Source organism: Saliphagus sp. LR7, assembly GCF_003344565.1.
In the GTDB taxonomy this organism is placed as follows: domain Archaea; phylum Halobacteriota; class Halobacteria; order Halobacteriales; family Natrialbaceae; genus Saliphagus; species Saliphagus infecundisoli.
In genome coordinates this window covers 434,881-461,335 of the sequence record NZ_QPND01000001.1, presented here as the reverse complement: position 1 = coordinate 461,335, position 26,455 = coordinate 434,881, and the positions used below count along the sequence as shown (strand labels likewise).

Sequence of the window (26,455 nt, the reverse complement as noted above, 5' to 3'; positions counted from 1 at the left end):
TCCCACTCTGCCGCGACGGTGGAACTATGTCCCGATCACCCTTCCGGCCGGACGTGCCACTCGAGTACTCACACACGCCGATCGACGTAAGCGAGCAGACCGTCGTCGCGATCGGTGCGACCAGCGGCATCGGTCGCGCGATCGCGCTGGGGTTCGCCGCGGAGGGCGCCGACGTCGTCGCGACCTCCCGATCCGCCGACCGCGTCGAGCGGACGGCCGACGAACTCCGCGAGCGGGGCGCCGACACGATCGAACGGACCTGTGACGTCACCGTCCGGGAGGACCTGGTCGAACTCCGGGAGGCCGCCCTCGAGACTTTCGGCGGAGTCGACGTCGTGGTCTACGCGCCGAGCTACATCGCCCGTGCGGGCGTTCTCGAGGTCACCGACGAGGAGTGGGAGCGGGTCTTCGACGTCCAGCTGACCGGCGCCCGCCGGGCGACCCAGCTCTTCGCCCGGGAGATGGACGGGGGGTCGATCCTCCACATCGCCTCGGCCTCGGCGGAGACGGCGATCCCGAACCTCGCGGCGTACTCGGTCGCGAAGGGCGGGCTCGACACGCTGATCCGGGTCGCCGCCGAGGAACTCGGCCCCGAGATCAGGGTCAACGGGATCCGCCCGGGGTTCGTCCGCAGCGAGCAGACCGAGGGCACGTACACCGAGGGCGAACCCCGCTTCGAGACGATCCGAGAGCGAACGACGACCGGCCGGCTGGGCCGACCGGAGGAGATCGTCGGCGCGGCACTCTACCTCGTGAGCGACGCGGCCAGCTACACGACCGGGGAGATCGTTACGGTAGACGACGGGTTCACTTCGGCGACGTTCGACGAGTGACCGTTCGTCGACGACGCGTTCACCCGTCGATAGCGTCCGCCCGCGCCCGAAGCCGCTCAATCACCGTCGGCGGACCCCGGCAGACGACCGTCACACGATCGCCGTCGTACGCCACGTTTTCGACGGTCGTCCGGTCGTAGGCCTGCGAGACGATCGACATCGCCTCGTCGCAGTTCGGCATCCCCAGCCGCGCTTCCTCGGTCGGTAACCGATCGCCGACCACCGACCGCAGGCGATCGAGGCCCGTCCCCTCGCGGGCGCTCGTCGCGACCGCTTCCGGCGCGCGTTCGGCGGCGATTGCGAGACGCCGTTCGCGCTCCCCTGCCGGGAGCAGGTCGGTCTTGTTGCAGGCCGTGACCACGTCCTCTCGATCGACGCCCTGGTCGGCGAGGAGCTCGAGAGAGATCTCGAGTTTCTCCCGGAAAACCTCGGGGGGATCGCTGGCGTCGGCGACGAGGACGACGGCGTCGGCCGCGGCGGCCTCCGAGAGGGTCTCGCTGAACGACGAGACGAGCCAGTGGGGGAGGTCGGAGACGAATCCTACGGTATCGGTTGCGAGGACCGGCCGACCCCCTACCGTTGCCCGCCTGGTCGTCGTCTCGAGGGTTTCGAACAGTCGATCGGCTGCCGAGGCGGTCGCGTCCTTGTTCGGTCCCTCGCGCTCGCCGTCGGTCGCCTCGTCGATCGAGAGATCGTCAGCGAGGCGGTGCAACAGCGTCGATTTCCCCGCGTTGGTGTAGCCGGCGATCGTCACGAGGTCGAACCCCTCCTCGCGGCGACGCCGGCGGAACTCCTCGGCGGGATCGGGAAGCGAGTCGAGTTTGGCCTCGAGGCGGTCGATCCGGTCGCGGACGTCGTAGACGGGCGAGCCCTTCTCGGTGCGCTTGTTGAGCATCCCCTCGTCGGCGGACTCGACGATTCTCGGGAGTTCGTAGCGCAGCCGGGCGAGTTCGACCTGGAGTCGTGCCCGGCGCGTGCCGGCGCCCCGTTCGAAGATGGCGAGGACGAGCCGGTAGCGATCGAAGAGTTCGGTTCCATCGGGCAGTTCGGCCCGCAACCCGTGGTGCTGGCTCGGGGTCAGGTCGCCGTCGGCGACGACGAGGGAGGCGCCGGTTTCGGCGACGGCGGCGGCGAGTTTCTCGCATTTCCCCCGGCCGAGATAGGTACCCGAGTCCTCGGGGCCGGCCTGGGTGACGGCCGCGGCGACGTCGTAGCCACGGGCCGCGGCGAGGTCCTCGATCTCGGTCGTTTCGACGGGCGGGTCGGTCGATCTGGCGGCGATGACGGCGGTCGATTCGGTTCGTGTCTCTTGCATGGATGTCCGTTGCTGGGCGGTCGAAAACGGTACGCTGGCCGTCTGGCTTCCTCCGGTTCGAGGGCCGCTCAGAAACGGATCGAGGTCTCCATTCGCCTGCCGGGATCGTCCATGCGCGGACGGAAAGCCGTTCCGGTCGTGTGAGATCGGTTCGCACGTCCCGGCGACGCGGACGGCCGGGATAGCTGGCAGTCGCTGACAAGCACCAGCGATAGGGGCGCCTCCGGCGTACCCGTCCCATGGCCTATCAGGTCGAGTGCGTCCAGTACGGCTGCGAGTTCGAGACCCGCGCGGAGACCGAACGGGAGGCCGCCGACGCGATGCGACATCACACCGACGAGGAGCACGCGAACATGGACCTCGCCGACGAGGAGATTCGCGAGGCGATCACCGAACTCTGATCAGACCGCGGACAGCGACCGGATGCCCGCCGGGAGGTTCCCGCCGGCCTCCCAGCCGTCATCGGTATCGACGAGCACCCGCCCCTCGTTGGTCCCGGCGACGACGGTCCCCTCTTCGACCGTCCAGGCGAGGATCACCTCCTCCGGCTCGCCGGGGTACGACTCCCGCCGAAAGCTCTCTCCGTCCTCGGAGACGAACAGCGCGCCGTCGGCGCCGTCCGCCCCACTCCAGGTCCCCGGCGACGACCGGGCCGCCGCCGCGTAGAGCCGCCCGTCGTGGACCAGTGCCTCCCGGAAGTACCGGTGGGAGAGCGCCCCGTCCAGTCGATTCCACGACTGTCCGGCATCGCGGGTGCGGTAGAGCCCGTCGCCACACGAGGCGACGAACTCCTCGGGACCCAGAACGAGGACGTGGTGGACGTCGTCCTGGAGGCCGTCCCGGCGCTCCGTCCAATTCTCGCCGCGGTCCTCGCTGACGTGGACGCCGCCGACCTCGACGCCGGCGACGACCCGGTCGGGCGCGTCGGGGTGGGCGCCCAGACTCCTGATGTGGGCCTCGTTCCGGTGGCGGGGCGTGAACCACTCCTCTCGGGAGGGGAGTTCCTGAAAGCCCTCGAGTTCGCGCCAGCTCTCGCCCTCGTTCTCGCTGACGTAGAGGTGAGCGGGGTGGGTCCCGGCGTACAGCCGCTCGCCGTCGGGACTCGCCAGCACGGAGTAGACCTCCTCGCGGGGGACCTCCAGATCCGTCCACTCTCGGTCACTCGAGCGGTAGAGTCCGGCCTTCGAACACGCGAAGACGCCGTCGGTGCCGGCGAACTCCCGGACTTTCATTACACGGCCACAGTCAAGTTCCCGGGTCGCGTCGTCGAAGGAGGGTCCGGAAGCGCGATACACGCCGTCGTCGGTTCCGATCACGAGGGTCATGTCTCTTCCTACCACCCTCGTCCTCCTCAAAGTGTGGGGGCTGATTATCGAGTCCCGTTCGGTCGGTGTGGACCCGGTAGGACAGCGGTGGAGACGACGGTGAAATTCCCAGGCGATTTTTCGGTCGGCTGTCCTCGAGCTACCTACGACGGGCTACCGACCGATCGTCCCCTGGCGCGTGATCGGCGCGTCGGGATCGATCAGGAAGGCGACGACGACCGACTCCTCGGTCGCCCGGACCGGTTCCGGCCCGCCGCCGACGAGCAGGGCGCTCTCGCCCACCTCCAATCGGGCGTCGCCGACCTCGACTTCCCCTTCGAACACGTAGCAATAGCTATCCCGGCCGGCCATCGTCGGCACCTCCGCTTCCGTACCCGCTTCGAGCCGGGCGTCGTAGAAATCGACGGCGTTGCGGACGGTAAAGGGTGCCTCGGACTCCTCGGGGCCGAAGAGGTGTCGCCACTCGCCGCTCGTGGGGTCGGGAACCGGACCGTGTTGGAGTCCGGGCTTGAGGTCGAGTTCCCGAGGCCGGACGAAGATCTGGAGCATCCGCAGCGGCGGATCCGTCTCGAGGGTGCGTTCCTCGTGCCAGAAGCCGCTGCCGGCGTTCATGACGAGCAGGTGGTCGGGGTCGGTGTCGAGTTCGTTGCCCTCGCGGTCGTCGTGGCGCATGACGCCCGCGGGCACCCACGAAATGATCTCCTCGTTTCGGTGGGGGTGCATCGGGATGAGGGTGCCCGGATCGAGGGAGGACTCGACGACGGTCGCGAGCGGGCCGTAGCCGTGGTCGTCGTGGCCCGGCAGGTTCCGCCCGGGGAAGTCGAAGTGGGTCCGGAACCCTCCCTGGTCCCGGATCACGTCGGTCAGCGGTGCCGTGTGGACCTTGGTCGTGGACTGAGTCACTGCTTCGGGTAGGGGATGGAGGGTATATGTCTCCCGGGGACGGCCGGGCCCGTTCGGGCTCGCGGCCGGGTCCACAACGCATTTGACCTCCGAATCGCTATCTCAACCCGTGTCGACGAACGCCGATCCGAACCCCGCTCTCTCCTGGATGACCCGCTTCCGTCGGCGCGTGCTCCCGACCGTCCACCGGATCAAGGAACCGCTCGGCGGGTTCGCTCAGTGTATCACCCACCCCTCCGAGTACGTCGGGACCGTTCGGCGGGATCTCGCCTCCTTCCGTGCCGATCTCCGGGCGATGGAGTTCACACCCGAACCGATCGCCTCGCTCAAGACCCACCCCGACGGCCGGCGGTCGGCCGGCAGTTGGGTCCACAGGGCCTCCATCGGTGCCGACTGGCAACTCCACGTCACGCTCTTCGTGGGCGAGCACGATACCGTCGAGGTCTTCGCCCACCGCGAGTACTCCTGGCTGACACACCCCTACAAACACTACGTCTCGGAGGGGTGGGACACCGCTGGCGGCGTCTCCCGGATGCGGTCGCTGCTCGCCGACAACGGCGTCGCGTTCTCGATCGAGTGAGCCGTCGACCCGCAGGACTTTCCGACCCACCGTCGTATCGGCCGCCGTGACATCCCCCGACCTCGGACTGGCGACGGTCGTCGGCGGCTTCGTCGCCGCCGTCGCCCTCCTCTCGGTCGTCCTTGCGGTCGTCGGGCTCGAGCCGACGGTCTCGGTCCTCGCGGGCGCCGACCGGCTCGGCCTCGCGGCGCTTTGCTGTGCGGTGGCCCTCTGGGCCGTGGCCTGGTCGTACACGCTCTCGATCGTCCTTTCGGTCCTCGGGGTCGCCCACGGGCCCGTCGAGGCCGGACTGCTGTTCGGCAACCTCGTCTTCGCCAACAGCGTCGCGCCCTCGACGTACCTCGGGGGGGAGCCGTTCGCGGCGTTCCTGTTCTCGCGGCGGACTGGGACGGGCTACGAGACCGGGTTCGCCGCGGTCACGAGCACCGATCTCCTGAACTACGCGCCGATGGTGCCCCTGGCGGGGGTCGGACTCCTCTACGTGACGACGACGGCCGTCGTCGGCGGGCGGACCGAACTCGCCCTGGCCGCGGTCTTTTCGGCCCTGCTCGCCCTGATCGCGGTCGTCGTCGCGGGCTGGCGCCGGCGCGACCGGGCCGCCGTCGCCCTCGCGACGACCATCGGCGGGCTCTCGACGCGGATGAGCGGGGTCGTCCCGGGCGTGCGCCCGGTCCGGCCGGCGCCCCTCGAGGCCCGGATCCGAACCTTCGTCCGGGAGGTCGAGTCCGTCGCCGACGACCGCTCGAGCCTGGCGCTCGGGCTCGGCTACTCGGCGCTCGGCTGGCTCTCGCTGTCGGCAGCGCTGTGGTTCGCGCTGTACGCGGTCGGCCACGCGACGTCTCCGGCGGTCGCCCTCTTTGCCGTCCCCATCGCCGCGGTTTCGAACGTCCTCCCGGTTCCCGGCGGGATCGGCGGTGTCGAGTCGATCCTCATCGTCCTGCTGGTCGCCGCCGCGGGGGTGCCGGCGCCGACGGCGGCCGCGGCGACCCTGCTCTACCGGGGCGGGACCTACTGGCTCCCGCTCGTCGTCGGCGGCGGGACGGTCGTCCTCGCCCAGGGTCCTCGTCGCGGGCCGATCTGACCCCACGTATTACGGCCCGACCCGACGAAGGGCGCCCATGTCCCACACGGAGACCGTCGGTGCCTTCACCGATCTCTACCTGCCGACGGTCAACGGCGTCACCTCCACCGTCGGGCTCTGGCGCGAACACTGGTCCGCCCGCAGGGGACCGATGTCGGTCGTCTACCCGCGGGTCGAGGGCTACGAGCCCGCGGAGGACGAACACCCCGTGCGGAGCGTCCGCGCACCCTTCTTCCCGCGATACCGACTCGGTCTCCCGCTGGTCCCCGACGGGCTCGCAGCGCCCGACCTGGTCCACGTCCACACGCCGTTTACCGTCGGCTACGCGGGCCTCCGCTTTGCCCGCGAGCGGGGGCTGCCGGTCGTCGCCTCCTACCACACGCTGCTGGGCGAGCGCGCCGACCGGATCGCGCCGCGGCCGTTCTCGGACGGGCTCCGCTCGGTCTGTCGGGGCTACGAGCGTGCGTTCTTCGAGCGGGCCGACCGCGTCGTCGTCCCGACCGCCTTCGCACGCCGGCACCTCCTGGAGACGGTGGGCGCCGATGTCGACGCCCGCGTCGTCTCGAACGGGATCGACACCGACCTCTTTCGCCCCGTCGATCCCTCGAGGCTCCGGAGCCGGTACGACCTCCCCGACTCCCCCCTGGTCGGCTACACCGGCCGCCACGGCCCCGAGAAGAACCTCGAGGAGGCGATCGACGCCGTCTCCGGCACCGGCGTCTCCCTCGCAATCGCCGGCGACGGCCCCGCTCGCGGGGAGTGGGAGGCCCGGGCCCGCGAGGCCGACGCCGACGTTCGCTTCCTTGGCTTTCTCGACCGGGCGGAGCTCCCCGCGTTCTACTCCGCGCTCGACGCCTTCGTCTTCCCGAGCCCCGTCGAGACCCAGGGCCTGGTCGCCCTCGAGGCGACGGCCTGTGGGACGCCCGTCGTCGCCGTCGACGCCGGCGCGCTCACCGAGTTCGTCATCGGCGGCGAGACCGGCTACCGCTACCGCCGGGGCGACGTCGAGGACTTCCGGTACGCAATCCGGCGCGCCCTCGCCGAACGCGACCGTCTCTCCGATCTCTGCGTGCGCCGCCGGTCGATGCTCTCGGTCGAACACTCCGTCGGACAGCTCGCCGGGATCTACGACGAACTCGTGTAGCGTTCGACCGGGAGTCGTCCCTCGAGCGTCGTCGGTTCCCGGCCCGATCGGTTCCCGCCGCTGCAGGTTTCGATCCGGTGTCGTGGCCCTCGGAGTCAGCGGGCCCGATACGGGAATCCGAATAATGGTCGGCTCGGGGGTCCCCCACCACCGTTCTCGCCTCCTTCCCCCGGATCGCTCCTCCGTGGGCCTCCTACTTTGCGTCACCTCCTGATCGAGCGAGCGGGGGCTGGAAACCCCTATAAAACTCGTTTGGCCGATCCGCGGGAGGTCGGTCGACCGTCGCGCCCTCCGATCAGAGGACGTCGACCTCGCTGACCGACAGGATGGTCTCGCAGGCGGGACAGATCCACGTCCCGCCCGAGACCCCCTCGCCGCCTCCCTCCGGCGTCGCGGACTCGTCTCTGACCGGCGTGATCTCCTCCCCGCAGTGTGGACACTCCCCCATCAGTCCCACCGCCCCGACTGCGTGCTCGCCTCGAGACCGTTCATACGCCCTTTCCCGACCCCCATCCGCTTTAGCTCACGGTCCGTGCACCCTCTCGCGACCTGCGTTCCCGTACAAAAACGTACCGAATGATCCACACTGCCGTCCGAATAGTTCAACCGTCTTCCGGGGAGTATTTTCCCGAACTGCTAACTGTTCGTACGGTCCACCGTACTCCCGGTGGGTGATCGCATGGACACCGAGATCCTGTCCGTCGTTCTCCAGCGATGGGAGGTCGTCGACAGCCTGCGGGAAGGACCGAAGGATAAGCGGGCGCTGGTCGGGGACGTCGACTGTTCCCGATCGACGGTCGACCGGGCGGTCCGGGAACTCGAGTCCATCGGCGTCGTCGAGTACCGCGAGGGCGACCACGGGGTCACGCCGCTTGGTGAGACCGTCGCGAGCGGGCTCGAGGCGCTGGTGGAGACCGTCGAGCGCCGGATCGAACTCGAGCCGTTCCTCGAGTGGACTCCGGAAGGCGAGTTCGATCTCGGCCTCGAACATCTCTCGGGAGCGGAGCTGTGGGTGCCCGAACCCGGCGACCCCTGGGCCATGGTCAACCGACACGTCGCGGCCCTGGAGGCGGCCGACGACGTCCGGTGTGTGCTCCCCCTGACCGGGTTACACGCCTACGAGGCGGTGTACGAGGGGGTCGTGGCCGGCGGGCGTGCCGAGTTGATCGTCAGCCCCGACGTCGCCCGGACGTTCCGGACTGATCCGGCCTATGCCGACATGACGGCCGAGCTTGCGACGACCGGCCGGTATCGGCTCTCCCGGTACGACGGCTCGATCCCGTACTTCGTCGGACTCCTCGACGATATCGTCCAGATCGGCGTCGACGAGGCGGGCGAGCCGCGGGCGTTACTGGAGACTACCGACCCGGAGGCCCGACGCTGGGCCGAAGGCGAGATCGAGGCCTACGAGCGGGACGCGACCCGGGTCGATCTCTCCGTCGACCTCCCGGCGGACCCCTCGACTGACTCCCCCCGGACCGGGTCGTAGCCCGTCGATTCCACGACAGGGCCACGCGATGGGGACGGCGATCAGCCGACGCGTCGCCGGATCGCGCGCTCGAGTTCGGTCCGTGCCTGGCGGGCGACCGGCCGCGGGTCGTCGGGGTGGAGCATGTCGAACGCCGGAACCTCACAACAGGAGCGACCGATCTCCGCCGCCCGGGCGAGCAGCGACGGGCGCTCGACGAGCGCCGACTCCTTCCGGCGGACGCTCACGAGGTGTTCGACCTCGCCGTAGAGGTAGTGGGTGCCGACGCCGGGCTCGTAGCCGGCGTCGATCCCGTCCGTGCGTCCGGTGACCGACAGCCAGTACCACCAGGGGAACTCCGAACCGGCCCGGGTCGCACACGCCAGCGACTGCCACATGCGAGGGTTGATCTCGACCAGCGAGAACTCGCCGGTCTCGTCTCTGACGTACTCGATGCAGGCGAGGCCGTGCCAGTCGAGTTCGTCGAAGATCGCCTGCCCGGCGGCCTCGAGCTCCGGGATGTCGACGGACTCCCGGAAGACGCCGCCGCTGCCGGTGTAGGAGTCGCCCCGGATCTGGCGGTGCTGGAACGTTCCCAGGGGACGGCCCTCGTCGTACAGCGCGCCGAACAGGTACTCCGTTCCGGACACGTACTCCTGGACGATCGGCTCGTGGCCCATCGTCGAGAGGAGCCCGTCGACGTCCGGCCGCTCGCCGGCGGGCACGTGTTCGATCGATTTGGCGATCCTCGACTCTCCGGGCTCGAGATCGTCGAGATACGCCTCCGTGAGGAGGTTGTACCGCGATTTGACGATCCGGTCGCCACGCCAGTCGTCGACCGCGGTCAGGAGTCGGGTCTCCGGAACCGCGACGCCGGCCGACTCGGCGACGTCCGCGAGCCGTTTGCGGTCGTGGACGGCCCGCAGGGTCTCGAACGGCGGGACGGTGACGTCGATATACCGCTCGAACTCCTCGCGGTACCGCGAGAGCAGGTAGGGGTCCTGCGGGCGGTGGGGAACGATCGTCCGGACGTCCGGGCGCGCGGCAAGGGCCAACAGCGCGTCCCTGTACGCGGGGAGATCGCTCGGCGGCGGGATCAGTACGGAGTCGTCGCAGTACCGCGAGGCGGAGGTCCCGAGGTCGGGGTCGTCGACCGCGGCGATCGTTCTCACCCCCTGCTTGCCGAGCGACCGGACGGAGGCGTAGCCGTGTGGATAGCGCGACGCCGTGACCACGGCGCCACCCTTCCGGTCAGTCATCGGCGATCACCCGACGCGGGGGACGCACCGGCGGCTCCGCCGACGAAGTTCGGTCCGGTGTGCCGGGGTCGCCCGCGAGGACCCGTGCCGTGGCCGGCATCGTCAGGAGGGTCACGAGGGTGTAGAGCTCGCCGACGTGGTTTTCCCCGTTGCAGTGCTCGTCGTACAGCCGCCGTACTTCCCCGGCGCTCATGCCGGGTACCGCGTCGGCGAGCGCGCGGTTCTCCGTCAGAACCTCGGTTACGAACCGGCTCGAGCGGAGCAGTTCCGCGTCGTCGAGCCACGGACCCTGGGTCAGATACGGCTCCGGCGGAGCCCGGGTCGAGTCACATTTCCGGCGCAGTTCCGTCAGGTGCTCGCCGGCGTACTTCACCGGGAACGGCCGCGAGAGCGCGACGCCGGTGCTCGCGTGGGCGATTTCCGCGAGGTCGGGGGCGAGCCGGGCGACCGCCCGGTCGATCACGTTCCGCCGGAGCCGGTAGCCGACCGGCATCGACAGGGAGAGCTCGAGGAGGCGGTTGTCAAGGTAGGGGGTTCGGTAGGGACGCAGTTTGCGGAGCCCGGTCTGAAACCGCACGTCGTCGTCGTTCGAGAGCGGGTAACAGCCGCCGTAGTAGACGAGGTCGTCGAGCGAGTCGTAGACGACGCCGTGGTGGCGGATCTTCCCGCCGTCGCGGTGGATCTCCTCGTCGAGCACGCTCCGGAGTTCCGTCGGCAGGTCGTAGCCGTCGTGGGCCCGCTCGACGAGGAGGTCGACGTAGCCGTCGATCGAGTCGACGGGCCGTTCGACCGGGAGCGTCACCGATCCCAGCCCGCCGAGCGGGACCGTCGGCGACGGTACGCCGTAGCCACGGAACAGCGAGTCGCCGTAGAGCCCGGAGAGCAGTCCGTCGACCCGCCCGGTTATCTCGGCTTCGAACCCGCTCGTGTACGGCTGGCTGAACCAGCCGTTGAACGTCGTCGCCCACCGGTTTCGCTCGGTCGCCCCGATCCGGTAGCCCGGTCCGCGACGGAGCCACTCGAAGGGCGTCCCGGTCTCCATGGCGACCCGCTCGGCGGTCCGTGCCTCCCTGTTCATCCAGTCGTTCATGTGAAACGCCGTGGCGTCGGCGCCGGCGTCACAGAGCCCGGCGAGAGCGAGCCGGGAGTCGCTCCCGCCCGACAGGAGCACGCCGTACTCCCGGTCCTCTCGGAGCCACTCGTCGAGCACCGCCCGGAACCGGCCGACGAACTCGTCGACGAACCGCTCGAACGGCACCTCACAGGGGCGGTATCGGGGGCGCCAGTACTGGTCGGCAGAGACGGTGCCGTCGGCGAGGTCCATCGTCGTGACCGTTCCCGGGCGCAGTTTCTCGACGCCCTCGAGGGGCGTTCTCACGCCGAAGGTCCGGCGGAACGCGAGGTATTCGTGGAGGTATCCGGGGTGGAACGCGGTGTCGACCGCCGGGTGGTAGGGCAGGGTCTGGACGTTGGTCGAGAAGACGGCCGTCCCGTCGTCGGGGCGGGTCCAGTACAGCGGCACCGTCCCGAACCGGTCGGTCGAGAGGAGCAACTGGCCGCGCTCGGGGTCGTGGATCGCGAGCAGGAAGTTCCCGTTGAGCCCGCACACGAACGACCTCCCGTACCGATCGTAGAGCGCGAGCGCGTAGTTCGCGGAGGCGACGGAGGCAGGTCGCGGCTCGTACGCCCTCGAGGGGCCGACCGTCTCGGAACCGCCGGGACCTCCGGAACCATCGGTGTGGGCGGCGCCGGCGTCGTGGCCGTAGAGTTCGCCGAGCACCCAGCACGTCCGTTCGTCCGTCCCGGGAGATCGGTCGCGGGGGTATCGCGAGCCGGCGGCGATCGAGAGGCCGTCGGCCTCGTGGACCGTCCCCCCGACCCCGATCCAGTCGTCGAACACGCCCGGCGCGTCGGCGCCCACCGTGCCGTGGAGGTCGCTCATCTCCCCACCCCGGTCGCGGGCGCGCCGTCGTCGGCCGGACGCACCGTCACGACTCCCCGCCGGTCTCTCGATACCCCACCGCTCCGGCCCACGGCTCCCGATCGAAGGCGTCTCATTCGGTGGCCGACACCTGTGACGTCCCGGGCAATCAATGCGGGAGCCCTCTTCCAGAACCTGAGAGCCGACCTGCAGCGCCTGAGAGAGGCGGCCGGTTCGGGTCGGACGAGGGGAACCCGCCGCTCGCCACCGTCCTCCCGGACGGCCCCCACTCAAGGGTTTTTCACTCCCGCGGACCGACCCTCGCGCATGACCGGCGCCTTAGTGATCGGCGGTACCCGTTTCATCGGCCGACACCTCGTGAACGACCTTCTGGATCACGAGTACGACGTCACCGTCTTCAACCGCGGAAATCACGGGAACCCGTTCGCGGACGACGACCGGGTCGACCGGATCGAGGGCGACCGGACGAACGACTCGGCGCTCGAACTCGCCCGCGAACGAGCGGCCCCCGACGTCGTCTTCGACATGGTCGCCTACGAGCCACGGGAGGTGCGGGCGGCGACGCGGATCTTCGCCGACTCGGCGTACGTCTACGTCTCCAGTGGCGCCGCCTACGCCGACGAGGCGATCCCCAAACGCGAGGGCGAAACCGCTCTCGAGCCCTGCACTGACGAGCAGGCGACCGACGGCTCGGGGGAGACGTACGGCAACCGGAAGGCAGAGGGCGACCGGGCGGTCTTTGCGGCCGCAGAGCGGGGCGTTCGGGCCATGAGCGTCCGTCCCTGTATCGTCTACGGCCCTCACGACTACACCGAACGGTTCGACTTCTGGATCGACCGGGTCCGCGAGTACGACCGCATGATCGTCCCCGGCGACGGCACCACCCTCTGGCACCGCGCTTACGTCGGGGACGTCGCGAGCGCGCTCCGGGTCGTCGCCGAAGCGGGTGAAGCGGGCGAGGTGTACAACGTCGGCGACCGGCGACTGGTCACCCTGACCGAGTCGGTCGAGCTGATCGCCGACGCCATGGGCGAGGAAGTGGAGGTCGTCCACGCCGGCTCCCGCGAACTCGCGGCGGGCGGGCTCTCCCCCACGGACTACGTCCTCTACCGGGAGTACCCTCACGTGCTATCGACGGCGAAGCTCGCGGCTCTCGGCTGGGACTCGACGCCCGTGGCCGAGGCGATCGACCGAAGCGTCGCAGACCACGTCGACAGCGACCGCGACGGGAGCGAACACGCCCCCGACCGGGCGGCCGAGGAGCGCGTGCTCGGGGTTCTGGACACGCTGTGAGCCCGCTCGGCGGAGTCAGCCGGTCAGTCCGGCGACGTCCTCGCGGAGCCGCTCTGCGTACTCGAGCCGGAGCCCTCGAACGTCCTCGCGTTCGATCCGGTCGCCCTCGAACTCGTGGGTCAGCGGGTCGTACTCCCCGACCCGAAATCCCATCCGTTCCAGATAGGCAGTGACGGCCAGCGACGCCAGACCATCGTGGATGGCGCGTTCGACGTACTCGGAGAGCGCCTCGAACCGGGGGAGGACGATTTCGTCCTCAGTACGTTCCCCCTCTTCGCCCTCGATGCGGACGACGCTGGTGTGGACGTCATCCATCACCTCTCGGACCCCCTCGACTAGCCGGAGCAGTTCGCTCGGCAGCGTCGCGTCGGGCGCGCGCCACTCGACGGTCGGCATCTCCCGGCGGAGCCTGACGGGAGTCCAGACGGCGTCGAACGGCGAGAACTCCGTCTCGACGCGCTCGCGGTCGATCCCCCGTTCGACCGCCCGCTCGACGAACTCCGCGTAGCGCTTCTCGAGGCGGCGTTCCCACTCGGCGACCGTTCCGGTGTAGGGCCATAGCCGGCCGTGATCGGGGAGGTCGGCGTAGCTCCGCCCGCGATAGCAGCGGGCGCGTGCGGAGGCGGCGACCCGCTGTCCCCCGCAGTACGGCGAGGAATGACACAGCGCGAGCGCCGGGTCCAGTGCCGTCAGGACGTTCAGCTGGTCGGCGACGTTTCGCTGCTCGACGTGGACGTGGGTCCCCGCACAGTGTTTCGTGTGGGCGAAGGGGTCGCCGACGACCGCCTCCTGGATCCGGGTCCGGTCGGAAGGCAGCGTCTCGATCGGGCCGGCGTCGATCGGAGTTCCGAGGGGGACGAGCAGCCTGTCGCGTTCCGCGGCGGCCTCGAGAGCGAGCCGGAGCCGATCGGCGAACGTCTCCCGGAGCTCCTCGATCGTCGCACACGGCGGCGTCTTCAGCTCGAAGAGGGGCTCGACGAACTCCTCCTCGGCGAAGGGGAGGTCCGCGGCGAGGGGCGCCGCCGGAGCGAGCGCGCCGTCCGGGTCGATCACCCAGTATTCGACTTCGACGCTCGTTTTCATACGACTCTGCCGCCCATACTGGATTCAAGCGTAGTATCGGCCAACATAAGACTATTTTAGTGGACGAACGGCTGATAACGGGATAAACGTTCGCATGGTTTGGAACCGCGACGATCGGATGGCTCCCGACCCGGTGGGGAGGAGGACGCAACCGTTTTCACGGGGTGCGCTCGATCGGGGAACGTGTTGCCGGATCTCCAGCGGGACGTAACGAGGGCGCGAGAACTCCTCGAGGACGGCGAGTACGGACGCCTCCTCGAGGGCGCGATCGGGCGGCTGGCGCGGCCGGTCGCCGACGAGTACCGGATCCGCCGCGGGCTCTCGGAGCTGGCGCGAGCGCGCGATCCGTCGGTCCGGGCGGTCGAGCGAGCGCTTCGCTGTGTCCACGAGGACGGGTTTCTTCCCTACGAGCGCTCGCAGCTGGCGGCCGTCGAGGAGCGCCGGCAGGCCCTCGCGGCCGACGAGACGCCCGTCGAGTACCACCTCCACGGGCCCAGCGACGAGGGGCTCACGGAGGAGGTCTACGAGGGCTACCGCCACGAGGTCCGGGTGAGCGACTTCCCGGGGGCGAAGCCGGAGTACGGCCCCCTGCTGTACGCGCTGGCGCGCGAACTCGACCCCGATCGAGTGCTCGAGCTGGGCACCTGTCTGGGGATCTCGGGGGCCTACATCGCCGGTGGCTTCCGCAACGACAACCGGCTGCTCACCGTCGAGGGCGGCGAGCCCCAGGTCGGGATCGCCCGCGAGACGTTCGCGGAACTGGGGGTCTCCGACCACACCACGGTCCGCCACGATCGCTTTCAGGACGTGCTCCTCGAGGGCGGGGAGAGCCCCCGCTTCGAGATGGCCTTCCTCGACGGCCACCACAACCACGAGGCGACCCTCGAGTACTTCGAGGCGCTCTACGAGCTCGCCGACCCCGGCGCGGTCGTCGTCTTCGACGACGTCGTCGGCTACTCGGAGGGGATGGACGGCGCCTGGCGAACGATCGCGGCCGACCCCAGGGTCGAGCTCTCGGTGACGACCGAGCGCTACGGGATCGCGGTCCTCAAGGCCGGAATCCCGGAGAAACGAGATTTCAGCGTCCCCGTCTGAGGCCCGCCACAGGTAAATGGGCTCGCGGGGAAGGGGCCCCATGTTCGAGAAATCGACGTGGATCCGCCTCCCCCGGAACGTCGTCGTCGGCCACGAGGTGTTGGGCCGGACCCTCGAGGTGGTAGACGACGTCCACCTCTCGGGGCGGCCGCTGCTCGTGACGAGCCCGACGCCCCGCGAGCTGGCGGCCGACCCGATCGCCGCACAGTTCGAAGAACGCGGGATCGACCCCCTGGTCGTCACGGTCGAGACCGCGAGCTTCGACGCCGTCGAGGAGGTGATCGCGGAGGCAGAAGCCGGCGACGCCGCCTACCTCGTCGGGGTCGGCGGCGGGAAGCCCATCGACATCGCGAAGATGGCGAGCGACCACCTCGGGATGGGCTTCCTCTCGGTGCCGACGGCGGCGAGCCACGACGGGATCGTCTCCAACCGGGGGTCGGTGCCCGACGGCGACACCCGGCACAGCGTCGCCGCCGAGCCCCCGCTGGCGGTCGTCGCCGACACGGGGATCCTCGCGAACGCGCCCTGGGAGCTGACGACCGCGGGCTGTGCGGACATCATCAGCAACTACACCGCGGTAATGGACTGGCGGCTCGCGAACCGACTGAAGAACGTCGAATACTCGGAGTACGCCGCCGCCTTAGCGGAGATGACGGCCGAGATCCTTGTGGACAACGCCGACCTGATTCGGCCGGGGATCGAGGAGTCGGCTTGGATCGTCACCAAGGCGCTGATGTCCTCTGGCGTGGCGATGAGCATCGCCGGCTCCTCGCGGCCCGCCAGCGGCGCCGAACACCTCTTCTCTCACCAACTCGACCGGCTCGTCCCCGGCGCCGCGCTCCACGGCCACCAGGTCGGCGTCGGCGCGATCATGACCGCCTACCTCCACGGCGGCGACCGCGGGATCTGGACCGACATTCGGGACGCGCTGGCGAGCATCGACGCGCCGACGACCGCCGACGAGCTCGGCATCGACGCCGACACCGTCGTCGAGGCGCTTGCGACCTGTCACGCGATCCGGGACCGCTACACCATCCTGGGCGACGGGATGGAGGAGGAAGCCGCCCGACAGGTCGCGCGCCAAACGGGCGTGATCTGACGACCGGTTCAGAGGTCCGCGCGGCCGAACCACACGGTTCCCAGCGCGAGCGGGACGACGAGCCAGGCGAGCATGACGACGACCATCACCTCGCCCGCGAGAAACCACGGGAGCTCCTCGGGAATGGTCCTGAACCCGTCGGGGAAGGCGAGGCCGGTCGAGTTGACGTACGCCGTTGTCGGACTGATCAGCGACTGGACGAACAGGATCTGCTCGGACGAGATTTCGAGCCCCGCCAGGTCGTTCGCGAGGTAGTCGATGGCGAGCTGGAGCGGACCGAGGACGTTCAACACGCTCGTAACGAAAAAGAAGGCGATCGAGCCGCCCATTGCCCGGGACCGGGAGTCGGTTGCGGCGGAGATACCGATCGCGACGGCGACGTACGTCAGCGCGTAGAGCAGCGTCAGCGCGGCCATGATGGCGATGACGTCCATCGCCGGGGACGGGTAGAGCGCGAGCGCGAGCGCCCCGCCGACGAGGAACGCGACGGCGATCGACGCGCTGACGACGACCGTTCGGGTGAGGAACTTGCCGAGAACGACGTCGCGTCGGGAGTTCGGAATCGACAGCAGGTACTTGATGGCGCCGGACTCGCGCTCGCCGGCGATCGCGAGGTAGGCCGTCACGAGCGCGATCAGCGGGATGAACAGCGCGCCGACGGCCGTCAGGTTCCACAGCGCGTCGCGGACGTTTGGCTCCGAGACGCCGTACTGGCCGAAGTAGACGAGCAGCGCCATGAAGACGACGTACAGCGCGCCGACGAACCAGACGATCTTCGCCCGCCGGACGTCCAGGAAGTCCTTCCGTGCGACGTCGAGCGTGCTCATGCCGACACCTCCGACGGCGTCTCGGCATCCGGGTGGCCGCCGTTCGTGTACGTGTTGAACAGTTCCTCGAGGGAGACGTCCTCGGAGAGGACGTCGGTGACGGCGGTCGCGTCGGCGACCGTACAGACGACGTCGGCTTTGACCGAGGGGTCCACGCAGGTCGCGGTGATCGTCGCCCCGTCCACGGCCACCGACCGGACGCCCGCGATCGCCTCCAGGTCGAGATCCGCGGGGACGGCGTCGACCTCGAGCGTGATCGGCGCCCCCAGATCGAGATCACCTTTGAGGGTGTCGGGCGTTCCGGTCGCGACGAGGCGGCCCTCGTTCATGATCCCGATGCGGTCGCAGACGGCTTCGACCTCCCCGAGGACGTGACTCGAGAAGAAGACGGTGGTGCCGTCGTCGGCCTTCGCGCGGATGATCTCGCGCATCTCCTGCATCCCCGTGGGATCGAGCCCCGAGGAGGGTTCGTCCAGAAGCAGGAGGTCGGGATCACCGGCTAACGCCATCGCGAAGCCGAGTCGCTGGGTCATCCCCTTCGAGTAGCCGCCGGCGGGTCGATCGCCATCGTCGCCGAGACCCACCCGTTCGAGCAGGGCCGTCGGGTCGTCGTCGGCGTCTTTGGTCTCGATCACCCACCGGAGGTGTTCGCGACCCGTGAGGCGATCGTAGACGCTTGCGCCCTCCGGAAGGACGCCGATGCGCCGACGGATCTCCTCGGTGTCAGCCTGGGCGTCGAGGCCGAGCACGCGCACCGTCCCCTCCGTCGGGCGAACGAAGTCGAGCAGGACGTTGATCGTCGTCGACTTGCCGGCGCCGTTGGGTCCGAGGAAGCCGAATATCTCGCCCTCCTCGACCGAGAGATCGACCGAATCGACCGCGAGGACGTCCTCGCCGAAGCGTTTCGTCAAGGCGGTGGTTTCGATCGCTGCCATATGCTCGGATCATCCACACAAACGTGTTAACCCACCGACACCAACGCCCCGCCCATCGAGCACGTTCCGTTCCCGATTCGCCGCTGGGGACGCTCAGACGTGTTCGGCCAGGAACTCCGCGATCGCCGAGTAGGCCTCGATGCGGTTCTCGAGCTTCGAGAAGCCGTGGCCCTCGTCCTCGAAGATCAGTTTCCGGACGGGGACGCCCTGTTCGCGGGCCCGTTCGACGATCCGTTCGGCCTCGCCGACGGGGACTCGGGGATCGTTCGCGCCGTGGAGGACGAACAGCGGCGCCTCGATCGACTCGATGTTATTCGTCGGCGAGATCGACTCGAGGAACTCGCGGTCCTCCTCTACGGAACCGTACTCGGCCTCCCGGAGCGCGCGGCGCCAGTCGCCGGTGTTCTCGAGGAAGGTGACGAAGTTCGCGATTCCGACGATGTCGACGCCGGCCGCCCAGAGGTCGGGGTATTCGGTGAGGGCGGCGAGCACCATGAACCCGCCGTAGGAGCCCCCCATCGCGACGATCCGTTCTTCGTCGACGTCGGGCCGGTCGGCCAGCCACCCGACGCAGGCCTCGATGTCGGCCACGGAGTCCATCCGGTTTTCGACGTCGTCCAGGCTCGCGTACTCGCTTCCGTACCCCGACGATCCCCGGACGTTCGGTTCGAAGTAGGCGTAGCCCCGGTCGACGAAGTACTGTTTGATCGACGAGAAGGAGGGACGGCGCTGGCCTTCGGGGCCACCGTGGATGTCGACGATCACCGGGATCTCGCCGTCGTTCCCGTCGTCACCCTCGGCTTCGCCGCCGTCGGGCAACGTGAGAAATCCGGGGATCTCGAGCCCGTCGAAGCTCTCGACGTGGACCAGTTCGGACTCGTCGAAGGTCTCGGTGGGGATCCCCGCCGTCGGCGCGGCGGTCCAGCGTTCGGCCTCGCCGCTTTCGATGTCGACGACGAAGACGTTCGTGTTGACCGCATCGCCGGCCGTAGACAGCACGAACCGCTCGGCGTCGGGGCCGAAACTCACCCCGCCGGAGACCCCGCCCGGAAGCTCCGGTTCAGGGAGCGTCTCGTAGGCCGTCGGCTCGTCGCCCGCGAGTTCGCCGACGGTCAACTCGGTGTAGCCATCGACGTTTCGCGAGTAGACCAGGCGGCCGGTCTCGTCGTCGAGTGCGATCCCGTCGACGTTCCACTCGCCGCCGCCCTCGACCGTCTGCAGCTCTCCCGTCTCGCGGGCCCCGCACTCGAGGTAGGCCAGGTAGAGCGTGTCGCTGTCGCCGTGGTCGGTGACGAGATAGATCCCCTCGCCGTCGGGCGCCCAGCACGCGCTTTGATACCGGACGTCGCCCTCGTGGGGCGTGAGGTGCGTACGCTCGCCGGTCTCGACGTCGAGCACGGAGAGATCCTGGTCGAAGTTCGAGTACGACTGCGTGACCAGCAGCCGGGAGTCGTCGGGGCTCCAGCCCGACAGCGAGAGCCAGCCGTCGCCCTCGCAGACGAGTTCCGCGTCGTCGCCCGCCTCCTCGCGGCCCTGGACGTAGACGTCGAACACTGACTCGTCGCGGCGGTTGGAGGTAAAGGCGAAGCGGTCGCCGTCGTGGCTCCAGCCGCCCCAGCGGTGTTTGGCGTCGGTCATCGCCGTCCACTCGTCGATCTCGCCGCTCTCGGTATCGAGGCGGTAGAGCTGGGCGCGCTCGTTGCCGCCCTCGTCCATCCCGAAGGCGAGTTCGGGCCGCTCGGGCGAGAAGGAGGCGAAGGTGATCCGCTCGTCGTAGAACGTGCGCTGTTCGGGCCACTCCCGGGGCCCGTCCAGCGTCCAGATCTGGGGGACGCCGGTCGTGTCCATCAGGAACGCCAGGCGGTCGCCCTCGGGACCGACGGAGGCGCCGTAGGCGCTGCGGACGTTCAGGTAGCGCTCGATATCGTAGCTCACACCGGTCCCGTCTCGACCGACCGGCTAATGGGTTTGGATCGCGGAAGTCGGCGGTAGGCCCCGCCTACAGCCCGTCGCTTCCGGATAACAAAGCCGCTCGGGATCTCCCGGTCGCCATGGACGACGCCCTCGAGTCGGACGGGGAGCCGATCGGGACCGGGACCGTGCTGGCGGTCATCGCGGCCACGATGATCGGGTTCGCTGCCGTCGTCGCGGTCCTCGCCGTCGGCGTCCTCGACGACGAGACGACTGGACTCCCCGAGATCAGGGACGACGGCACCGGCGGCGACGGGATCCCGAACGCCGATCCCACCGGTTTCGAAGGCGAGACGAACGCCTCCGAGAACAGTCGGGTGAACCCCGACGGCGCCGGAAACGGCTCGACGATCGACCGCAGGAGTCCGGTCTCCCCCGGACTCGACCCGTCCCGGGTCAGCGGTCGGTCCTGAACGCCGCCCCCTCGCGGGTCGCCAGTGCGGTCCTGACCGCGGCGACGTTCTCTGGGACGTCGTGGACCCGGACGATGTCGGCGCCCCGGTCGGCGGCGAGTGCGGTCGCGGCGACGGTCGCCACACCCCGGTCGTCGGGGCCACAGCCCGCCCGCTCGAACATCGACTTGTGAGAGTGACCGACGAGGATCGGACAGCCCAGCGCCCGGAACTCCCCCAGTCGGTCGAGGAGTTCGAAGCTCTCCGCGGCCGATTTCCCGAACCCGATCCCGGGATCGACGACGATCCGCTCGCGGTCGAGGCCCGCCTTCTCGGCGAGCAGGATCCGTTCGCGGAGTTCGTCGATGGCGTCCCCGACCACGTCGTCGTACTCGATCGTCTTTCCCGGAACGACCGGGGCGTCGATGCTGTGCATGACGATCAGGGGCACGTCGTGGTCGGCCGCGACGAAGCGCATCCGGGGATCCTCGAGCCCCGAGACGTCGTTGATGACGTCGGCGCCGGCGCCGACTGCGGCCTCGGCGACGGCCGCCTTCCGGGTGTCGACGGAGACCGTCGCCCGATCGCCGATCCCCTCGATCACCGGGACGACCCGCTCGATCTCCTCGTCGACGGACACGGGATCGGCCCCCGGCCGGGTCGATTCGCCGCCGACGTCGATCACGTCCGCGCCGGCTTCGACCATCGCCTCCGCGCGGGCGAGGGCGTCCTCGCGGGTCTCGTACTCGCCGCCGTCGTGGAAGCTGTCGGGGGTCGTGTTCAGGATCCCCATTACGGCCGTCCCCTCCCCCTCCCAGGGGTAGCCGGAGGCGGAACTCCGGTTCGAAACCGAACCGGGGTTTTCCTCCACCGTCGCCCGGACCTCGCGGGCGATCTCGCCCAGTCCGTGGGGCTCGGATTGGAGGGCAGCCACGAGGGCCGAGAGTTCCGAGTCGGTTCCCATCAGGACGACGTCGACGAGCTCGTCGTCCCGTTTGAACCCGGAGATCGCACACTCGCCCCCGAGACGCGCAAGCTCCCGCTCGAGGGTCGTCGCCTGGCGGTACTGGACCCGGGTCGTGAGGACCCGATGGATAGCGCTCTCGGTCGCCCGTTCGACCCCCGCCTCGGAGACGCTCGCGGATTCGAGGACGGTGTGGGCCTCCTCGCGATTTCGGACCCGTTTCGGGGTCGTCGTGTGCGTGTACCGCCGTCGGGCCTCCGCGACGGCGAACAGCGAGCCGGTGACGACCACGGCGTCGCCCTCGTCGGCGTCGTCGAGCGCGCCGGCGAGCGCGTCCGCGACCGCCGACTGCTCCTCGATACGGCCGGCGTCGACCCCCGCCCGCTCGAAGACTCGCGCAAGGACCGCCCGATCCTCCGCGCGCGGGAGGTTCGGCTCGCAGGTTCGGACGGAGTCGGGATCGGGAAGCGCCCGCGCCATCCCCCGGTGGTCCTTGTCGTGCATCGCGCCGAAGACGAGGTGGAGATCGTCGTACGCGAAGCCCCCGAGGGTCTCGGCGACGCGCTCGCAGGCGCCGGGGTTGTGGGCGCCGTCGAGGACCACGAGGGGGTCGGTGTCGATCACCTCGAACCGGCCGGGCCAGTGGGCGTTTCCGAGCCCTCGAGCGATCGTCGATGGGGGGATATCGAGGTCGAGTTCGCCGGCGACCTGGCGGGCGACGACCGCGGCGATGGCGGCGTTTTCGGCCTGGTGGGCGCCCAGCAGGGGCAGGCGGGCATCGACGTCCCAGCCGTCGCCGTCGATCGAGACGGCGGCCTCGACGCGGTTGGTCCGGCCGCCGTAGGCGACGCTCACGTCCCGGTCGTTCCCGCGGCCGACAGTCTCGACGGAGCCCGCGACCTCCCGGAGGGCCTCGAGGACCGATTCCTCATCGACGCCGGTCACCAGGGGCCGCCCGTCGGGGGCGACGTGGGCCTTGTCGCGGGCGATCTCCTCGTGGGTGTCCCCGAGGACGCTCGTGTGCTCCAGGGTGACGCTCGTGACCGCGCTCGCGACCGGGTCGACGACGCTCGTCGCGTCGTACTTGCCGCCGATGCCGACCTCGAGGACGGCGACGTCGACGTCGGCCCGGCCGAAGCGCCAGAGCGCCAGCGCGGTCATCGCCTCGAAAAAGGTCGGCGAGTCGTCCTCCGCGGCCCGGTCGACGGCGTACTCCTCGATTTCCTCGACGAAGTCGGCGACCGCCGACCGGGGGATCTTCCGTCCGTCGACCCGGACCCGCTCGCGGAGGTCCTCTAAGTGTGGCGAGGTGTAGAGTCCCACCGAGAGTCCCGCCTCCCGGATGACGCGCTCGACCATTCGCGCCGTGCTCCCCTTCCCGTTCGAGCCGGCGATCTGGACGCAGACGAGGTCCTCGTGGGGGTCGCCGAGTTCCTCCAACAGCGCTGCCGTCGAGGCGGTTCCGGGGCTTGGCCGGAAGCGACGCAGATCGAAGAGCAGGTCCGCCGCCTCGTGGTACTCCATATCCGACACAGAGAGCCCGCTCGCTTTAGCGTGTCGGACTCTCCGATCGCTCAGTGAGCGAGGATCCGATCTCTCAGGGAGAGCGGCCCCACTCCGCGCTTCGCTTGGGGCGATCGCTCACCGCCTGGACGTCGATCGGCTCCCCTTTGGCTTCGAGGGCTTCGAGCGCCGCGGCGGCGCTCGCGGGCGTCGAGAAGTAGGTGATCTCCTCCTCGACGGCGACCTCCAGGAGGTCGCGGTCCCGGGAGACGATGAGATCGACCTTTCCCTCCCGAACCGCCTGCACGAGGTCGACCTCCTCGCAGAGATCGAAGTGGTCGGTGAAGCCGGCGACCAGTTCCTCGCCGTCTTCGGTGTCGGGGTCGGGGAACTTCCCGTCCGAGAGGTCGATGATCGCCGTCCCGGAGTCGGGGATCGGCTTTCCGGTCGCGTCCTGGGCCTTGTCGTAGGCCTTCCCGAAGCCGTCGGCGCTGCCCATGACCTCGCCGGTCGACTTCATCTCGGGACCCAGACGCGGATCCGAGCCCGGCAGCCGGTCGAAGGGAAGGACGACCTCCTTGATCGAGGTCTGCTCGGGGATCCGCTCGTCGATAGCGAGGTCGGCGATCGACTCGCCGGCCATCACCCGCGCCGCGAGTTTGGCGATCGGGACGCCCGTCGCCTTCGAGATGAACGGCACCGTCCGGGAGGAACGGGGGTTGGCCTCGAGGACGAACACGTCGCCGTCTCTCACCGCGAGTTGGACGTTCAACAGTCCCACGGTGTCGAGGGCGCTCGCGATCTCCTCGGTGACCTCGCGAACGCGCGCGAGAGTGTCCTCCGAGAGCGACCGGGGCGGGATCATACACGCCGAGTCGCCGGAGTGGACGCCCGCGCTCTCGACGTGTTCCATGATCCCGCCGATGAGGACGTCCTCGCCGTCGGCGACGGCGTCGACGTCGAGTTCGACGGCGTCCTCCAGGAACTCGTCCACCAGGATCGGCTTGTCCGGGCTGACGCGGACGGCCTCTTCGATGTAGCGCTCGAGTTCCTCGTCGTCGTAGACGACCTCCATCGCGCGCCCGCCGAGTACGTACGACGGTCTGACGAGCACCGGGTAGCCGATCCCGTGGGCGAGTTCCATCGCCTCATTCTCGCTGTAGGCGGCCCCGCCATCGGGCTGGGCGATCCCCAACTCGTCCATCAGGGCGTTGAAGCGGTCGCGGTCCTCCGCCAGGTCCATCGCCTCGACGCTCGTTCCCATCACCGCACAGTCGAGGCCGCGACGATCGATCTCGTCCTGGAGGGGTTCGCCGATGTTCACCGAGGTCTGGCCGCCGAACTGGACCATCACGCCGTCGGCGTCGGCGGCTTCTGCGACGTCTGCGACTTCCTCTGCGGTGATCGGCTCGAAGAACAACCCATCCGAGGTGTCGTAGTCCGTCGAGACCGTCTCGGGGTTGTTGTTGACGACGTGGGCGTCGATCCCCTGCTCGCGCAGGGCCTGGACGGCGTGGACCGAACAGTAGTCGAACTCGACGCCCTGGCCGATCCGGATCGGGCCGCCGCCGACGACGATGACGCTCTCGACATCGCGATCGACCTCGAGTTCGCCCGCCGCGGCCGCCCCGAGCAGCGGCCCGGAGTCGAACTCCGACTTGCGCGCCGAGTAGTAGTACGGCGTCTGGGCGGCGAACTCGCCGGCGCAGGTGTCGACCTGTTTGTACGTGCGTCCGGGGACCTCGCTCTCGACGGTGTCGACGTCCGTCCCCGCAGTGGTTGCGATCGAGGCGTTGGTGTGGCCGGCGATCGCGGCCTCGGTGAAGTCGCCGTCCTGTGCGGCACGGGTCGAGTCGGCGATCCGTTCGAACCGTTCCGCGTACCACTCGAAGATTCCCGACAGCGAGACGACCTTCTCGAGATCGTAGCCCCGCTCGAAGGCCTCGAACATCGCGTACGGCCGGTCGGGCGAGGGGCGTTCTAAGTACTGTTCCTCGAGCTCGTCGTCGCTTACGTCGGCCCACTCGACGTCCGGGTCGTACTCCGAGGAGCGAAGTGCCTTCAGCAGCGACTCCTCGAAGGTCCGGCCGATCGCCATCGCCTCGCCCGTGGACTTCATCGCCGTCGTCAGCTCGAAGTCGATGTCCTCGAACTTGTCCTTGGGCCAGCGCGGGACCTTCGTGACGACGTAGTCGATCGCGGGCTCGAACGCCGCCGTCGTCTCGCCCGTGATCTCGTTGGTGATCTCGTGGAGGCGCTTGCCGAGGGCGACCTTCGCGGTGACGCGGGCGATCGGATATCCAGTGGCCTTCGAGGCGAGCGCCGAGGACCGCGAAACCCGGGGGTTGACTTCGACGACCCGGTACTCGCCGCCGGGGGTGCCGTCGTCGCGCCAGGCGAACTGGATGTTACAGCCACCTTGAATCCCGAGTTCGCGGATGACGTCGAGCGCGGCGGTGCGCATCTCCTGGTGGCCCTCGTCGGGGACGATCTGGGAGGGCGTGACGACCGTGGACTCCCCCGTATGGATGCCCATCGGATCGATGTTCTCCATGTTGCAGATGATGATACAGGAGTCGTCCGCGTCGCGCATGACCTCGTACTCGTACTCGACCCAGCCCGCGATGGACTCGGTGATGAGGACCTCGCTGTTCCGGGAGAGGCGAAGCCCCTTGCGAACCCGCGAGAGGAGTTCGTCGAACTCGCTTACGACGCCCGACCCCGACCCGCCGAGGGTGTAGGTCGTCCGGGCGATGACGGGGAGCCCGCCGACCTCGTCGACGGCGGCCCGGACCCGTTCTTCGAGATCGGCCTCGGTCAGCGCCGACACCGACTCGCCCTCGTCCAGCGAGATGGTCGTCGAGGCGGGGACGGGCTGGCCGATCGACTCCATGCGCTGGCGGAACAGATCGCGGTCCTCGGTCGCGTAGATCGTCTCGAGGGGTGTGCCCATGATCTCGACGTCGTGTTCCTCCAGGACGCCCTCCTCGGCGAGTTCGGCCGTGACGTTCAGCCCCGTCTGGCCGCCCAGGCCGGCGATGACGCCGTCGGGCTCTTCCTTCCGGATGATCTCGCCGATCGCCTCGGTCGTGATCGGCTCGATGTAGACCCGGTCTGCCATCTCCGGATCGGTCATGATCGTCGCGGGGTTCGAGTTCACGAGGACGACCCGCGCGCCCTCCTCCTGGAGCGCCCGGCAGGCCTGTGCGCCGGAATAGTCGAACTCCGCGGCCTGTCCGATCTGGATCGGCCCGCTCCCGATGAGCAGGATCGTGCGTCCGTCCCCTGTGGCGTCCCCGTCGCCCTGATGGTCCGTACTCATTTCTCTGTTCGTCCCGAGTTCGTTCATCGTAATAAGAGCCACGAAACGATACGATTCTCGTAACTCGATTTCGAATTTCGTATGCCAGCCCGCGGCGGACGCCCGGCTCGGGGGGTCGGGT

Annotated in this window: 22 protein-coding genes; 10 read left to right on the top strand and 12 right to left on the bottom strand. The window is 69.3% G+C overall.

Going from position 1 to position 26,455, the window contains the following annotated elements; translation table 11 throughout:
• Positions 1-53 precede the first annotated feature (53 nt).
• On the top strand, positions 54-833 hold the full coding sequence (locus DVH23_RS02395; protein ID WP_224926083.1) for an SDR family NAD(P)-dependent oxidoreductase: 780 nt from the start codon (positions 54-56) through the stop codon (positions 831-833).
• Positions 834-852: 19 nt separating this feature from the next.
• Here DVH23_RS02395 and hflX read toward each other — a convergent pair whose 3' ends face one another.
• Positions 853-2,148: a GTPase HflX gene (gene hflX / locus DVH23_RS02390; protein WP_114575823.1), complete on the bottom strand. Its 1,296-nt coding sequence runs from the start codon at positions 2,146-2,148 to the stop codon at positions 853-855.
• Between the two features lie 239 nt (positions 2,149-2,387).
• Here hflX and DVH23_RS02385 point away from each other — a divergent pair, with 239 nt between their 5' ends.
• Entirely contained in the window at positions 2,388-2,549 is a 162-nt protein-coding gene (locus tag DVH23_RS02385; RefSeq protein ID WP_114575822.1) for a DUF1059 domain-containing protein, read from the top strand.
• Here the strand turns inward: DVH23_RS02385 and DVH23_RS02380 are convergent, their stop codons facing one another.
• Both DVH23_RS02380 and DVH23_RS02375 read right to left on the bottom strand, forming a co-directional pair.
• Positions 2,550-3,473 carry a glycosyl hydrolase gene (locus tag DVH23_RS02380; protein WP_114575821.1) on the bottom strand — a complete coding sequence of 308 codons (924 nt, stop codon included), beginning with the start codon at positions 3,471-3,473 and terminating at the stop codon, positions 2,550-2,552.
• Positions 3,474-3,626: 153 nt separating this feature from the next.
• A complete protein-coding gene (locus DVH23_RS02375; RefSeq protein ID WP_198667811.1) occupies positions 3,627-4,376 on the bottom strand; it encodes a pirin family protein in 750 nt (249 codons plus the stop codon).
• Positions 4,377-4,524: 148 nt separating this feature from the next.
• Here DVH23_RS02375 and DVH23_RS02370 point away from each other — a divergent pair, with 148 nt between their 5' ends.
• The 3 genes from DVH23_RS02370 to DVH23_RS02360 are packed head-to-tail and all read left to right on the top strand — an operon-like array spanning position 4,525 to position 7,181.
• Positions 4,525-4,956 carry a hypothetical protein gene (locus tag DVH23_RS02370; RefSeq protein WP_114575896.1) on the top strand — a complete coding sequence of 144 codons (432 nt, stop codon included), beginning with the start codon at positions 4,525-4,527 and terminating at the stop codon, positions 4,954-4,956.
• 46 nt (positions 4,957-5,002) lie between these two features.
• Positions 5,003-6,037: a flippase-like domain-containing protein gene (locus tag DVH23_RS02365; RefSeq protein ID WP_157972305.1), complete on the top strand. Its 1,035-nt coding sequence runs from the start codon at positions 5,003-5,005 to the stop codon at positions 6,035-6,037.
• 37 nt (positions 6,038-6,074) lie between these two features.
• On the top strand, positions 6,075-7,181 hold the full coding sequence (locus DVH23_RS02360) for a glycosyltransferase (RefSeq protein ID WP_114575819.1): 1,107 nt from the start codon (positions 6,075-6,077) through the stop codon (positions 7,179-7,181).
• A 295-nt stretch (positions 7,182-7,476) separates the two neighbouring features.
• Here the strand turns inward: DVH23_RS02360 and DVH23_RS23430 are convergent, their stop codons facing one another.
• Positions 7,477-7,629 carry a hypothetical protein gene (locus DVH23_RS23430; RefSeq protein WP_157972304.1) on the bottom strand — a complete coding sequence of 51 codons (153 nt, stop codon included), beginning with the start codon at positions 7,627-7,629 and terminating at the stop codon, positions 7,477-7,479.
• A 231-nt stretch (positions 7,630-7,860) separates the two neighbouring features.
• On the opposite strand from DVH23_RS23430, the gene DVH23_RS02355 reads away from it, so the two are divergent.
• Complete coding sequence (locus tag DVH23_RS02355; protein WP_114575818.1) at positions 7,861-8,670, top strand: winged helix-turn-helix domain-containing protein; 810 nt, start codon at positions 7,861-7,863, stop codon at positions 8,668-8,670.
• Positions 8,671-8,711: 41 nt separating this feature from the next.
• Here DVH23_RS02355 and DVH23_RS02350 read toward each other — a convergent pair whose 3' ends face one another.
• Together DVH23_RS02350 and DVH23_RS02345 are read right to left on the bottom strand one after the other, a co-directional pair.
• Positions 8,712-9,908 (bottom strand): carboxylate--amine ligase, encoded by a 1,197-nt coding sequence (locus tag DVH23_RS02350; RefSeq protein ID WP_114575817.1) that lies wholly within the window; start codon positions 9,906-9,908, stop codon positions 8,712-8,714.
• Positions 9,901-11,850: an asparagine synthase-related protein gene (locus DVH23_RS02345; RefSeq protein ID WP_114575816.1), complete on the bottom strand. Its 1,950-nt coding sequence runs from the start codon at positions 11,848-11,850 to the stop codon at positions 9,901-9,903. The genes DVH23_RS02350 and DVH23_RS02345 overlap by 8 nt, the downstream gene beginning before the upstream one ends.
• A 306-nt stretch (positions 11,851-12,156) precedes the next feature.
• Here DVH23_RS02345 and DVH23_RS02340 point away from each other — a divergent pair, with 306 nt between their 5' ends.
• Complete coding sequence (locus DVH23_RS02340; RefSeq protein WP_114575815.1) at positions 12,157-13,143, top strand: NAD-dependent epimerase/dehydratase family protein; 987 nt, start codon at positions 12,157-12,159, stop codon at positions 13,141-13,143.
• 15 nt (positions 13,144-13,158) lie between these two features.
• Here DVH23_RS02340 and DVH23_RS02335 read toward each other — a convergent pair whose 3' ends face one another.
• Entirely contained in the window at positions 13,159-14,226 is a 1,068-nt protein-coding gene (locus DVH23_RS02335; RefSeq protein ID WP_114575814.1) for a glutamate-cysteine ligase family protein, read from the bottom strand.
• A gap of 183 nt (positions 14,227-14,409) precedes the next feature.
• On the opposite strand from DVH23_RS02335, the gene DVH23_RS02330 reads away from it, so the two are divergent.
• On the top strand, positions 14,410-15,321 hold the full coding sequence (locus DVH23_RS02330) for an O-methyltransferase (protein ID WP_114575813.1): 912 nt from the start codon (positions 14,410-14,412) through the stop codon (positions 15,319-15,321).
• Between the two features lie 40 nt (positions 15,322-15,361).
• Complete coding sequence (locus DVH23_RS02325) at positions 15,362-16,420, top strand: NAD(P)-dependent glycerol-1-phosphate dehydrogenase (protein ID WP_114575812.1); 1,059 nt, start codon at positions 15,362-15,364, stop codon at positions 16,418-16,420.
• Positions 16,421-16,428: 8 nt separating this feature from the next.
• Here DVH23_RS02325 and DVH23_RS02320 read toward each other — a convergent pair whose 3' ends face one another.
• The 3 genes from DVH23_RS02320 to DVH23_RS02310 all read right to left on the bottom strand — a co-directional run bounded on the left by DVH23_RS02320 (position 16,429) and on the right by DVH23_RS02310 (position 20,117).
• Positions 16,429-17,247 (bottom strand): ABC transporter permease subunit, encoded by an 819-nt coding sequence (locus DVH23_RS02320; protein ID WP_114575811.1) that lies wholly within the window; start codon positions 17,245-17,247, stop codon positions 16,429-16,431.
• Positions 17,244-18,182 (bottom strand): ABC transporter ATP-binding protein, encoded by a 939-nt coding sequence (locus DVH23_RS02315; protein WP_114575810.1) that lies wholly within the window; start codon positions 18,180-18,182, stop codon positions 17,244-17,246. Before DVH23_RS02315 ends, DVH23_RS02320 begins: the two co-directional genes overlap by 4 nt.
• A gap of 93 nt (positions 18,183-18,275) precedes the next feature.
• A complete protein-coding gene (locus DVH23_RS02310; protein ID WP_114575809.1) occupies positions 18,276-20,117 on the bottom strand; it encodes a S9 family peptidase in 1,842 nt (613 codons plus the stop codon).
• A 116-nt stretch (positions 20,118-20,233) separates the two neighbouring features.
• Between DVH23_RS02310 and DVH23_RS02305 the strand changes: the two genes are divergently transcribed.
• Positions 20,234-20,566, top strand: coding sequence for a hypothetical protein (locus tag DVH23_RS02305; RefSeq protein WP_114575808.1), 333 nt, complete (start codon positions 20,234-20,236; stop codon positions 20,564-20,566).
• Here DVH23_RS02305 and folP read toward each other — a convergent pair.
• Together folP and carB are read right to left on the bottom strand one after the other, a co-directional pair.
• Complete coding sequence (gene folP, locus DVH23_RS02300) at positions 20,550-23,033, bottom strand: dihydropteroate synthase (RefSeq protein ID WP_114575807.1); 2,484 nt, start codon at positions 23,031-23,033, stop codon at positions 20,550-20,552. The two genes, DVH23_RS02305 and folP, sit on opposite strands and share 17 nt — an antisense overlap.
• 73 nt (positions 23,034-23,106) lie before the next feature.
• Complete coding sequence (gene carB, locus DVH23_RS02295; protein ID WP_114575895.1) at positions 23,107-26,334, bottom strand: carbamoyl-phosphate synthase large subunit; 3,228 nt, start codon at positions 26,332-26,334, stop codon at positions 23,107-23,109.
• Positions 26,335-26,455 lie beyond the last annotated feature (121 nt).

Excerpts from the sequence above, each read along its gene's own strand:
- DVH23_RS02335 (WP_114575814.1), bottom strand. The coding sequence starts at position 14,226 with ATGAAAACGAGCGTCGAAGTCGAATACTGGGTGATCGACCCGGACGGC.
- DVH23_RS02320 (WP_114575811.1), bottom strand. The coding sequence starts at position 17,247 with ATGAGCACGCTCGACGTCGCACGGAAGGACTTCCTGGACGTCCGGCGG.
- DVH23_RS02315 (WP_114575810.1), bottom strand. The coding sequence starts at position 18,182 with ATGGCAGCGATCGAAACCACCGCCTTGACGAAACGCTTCGGCGAGGAC.
- DVH23_RS02305 (WP_114575808.1), top strand. The coding sequence starts at position 20,234 with ATGGACGACGCCCTCGAGTCGGACGGGGAGCCGATCGGGACCGGGACC.
- DVH23_RS02350 (WP_114575817.1), bottom strand. The coding sequence starts at position 9,908 with ATGACTGACCGGAAGGGTGGCGCCGTGGTCACGGCGTCGCGCTATCCA.
- DVH23_RS02355 (WP_114575818.1), top strand. The coding sequence starts at position 7,861 with ATGGACACCGAGATCCTGTCCGTCGTTCTCCAGCGATGGGAGGTCGTC.
- DVH23_RS02380 (WP_114575821.1), bottom strand. The coding sequence starts at position 3,473 with ATGACCCTCGTGATCGGAACCGACGACGGCGTGTATCGCGCTTCCGGA.
- hflX (WP_114575823.1), bottom strand. The coding sequence starts at position 2,148 with ATGCAAGAGACACGAACCGAATCGACCGCCGTCATCGCCGCCAGATCG.
- DVH23_RS02385 (WP_114575822.1), top strand. The coding sequence starts at position 2,388 with ATGGCCTATCAGGTCGAGTGCGTCCAGTACGGCTGCGAGTTCGAGACC.
- DVH23_RS23430 (WP_157972304.1), bottom strand. The coding sequence starts at position 7,629 with ATGGGGGAGTGTCCACACTGCGGGGAGGAGATCACGCCGGTCAGAGAC.
- carB (WP_114575895.1), bottom strand. The coding sequence starts at position 26,334 with ATGAGTACGGACCATCAGGGCGACGGGGACGCCACAGGGGACGGACGC.
- DVH23_RS02345 (WP_114575816.1), bottom strand. The coding sequence starts at position 11,850 with ATGAGCGACCTCCACGGCACGGTGGGCGCCGACGCGCCGGGCGTGTTC.
- DVH23_RS02360 (WP_114575819.1), top strand. The coding sequence starts at position 6,075 with ATGTCCCACACGGAGACCGTCGGTGCCTTCACCGATCTCTACCTGCCG.
- DVH23_RS02340 (WP_114575815.1), top strand. The coding sequence starts at position 12,157 with ATGACCGGCGCCTTAGTGATCGGCGGTACCCGTTTCATCGGCCGACAC.
- DVH23_RS02325 (WP_114575812.1), top strand. The coding sequence starts at position 15,362 with ATGTTCGAGAAATCGACGTGGATCCGCCTCCCCCGGAACGTCGTCGTC.
- folP (WP_114575807.1), bottom strand. The coding sequence starts at position 23,033 with ATGGAGTACCACGAGGCGGCGGACCTGCTCTTCGATCTGCGTCGCTTC.
- DVH23_RS02370 (WP_114575896.1), top strand. The coding sequence starts at position 4,525 with ATGACCCGCTTCCGTCGGCGCGTGCTCCCGACCGTCCACCGGATCAAG.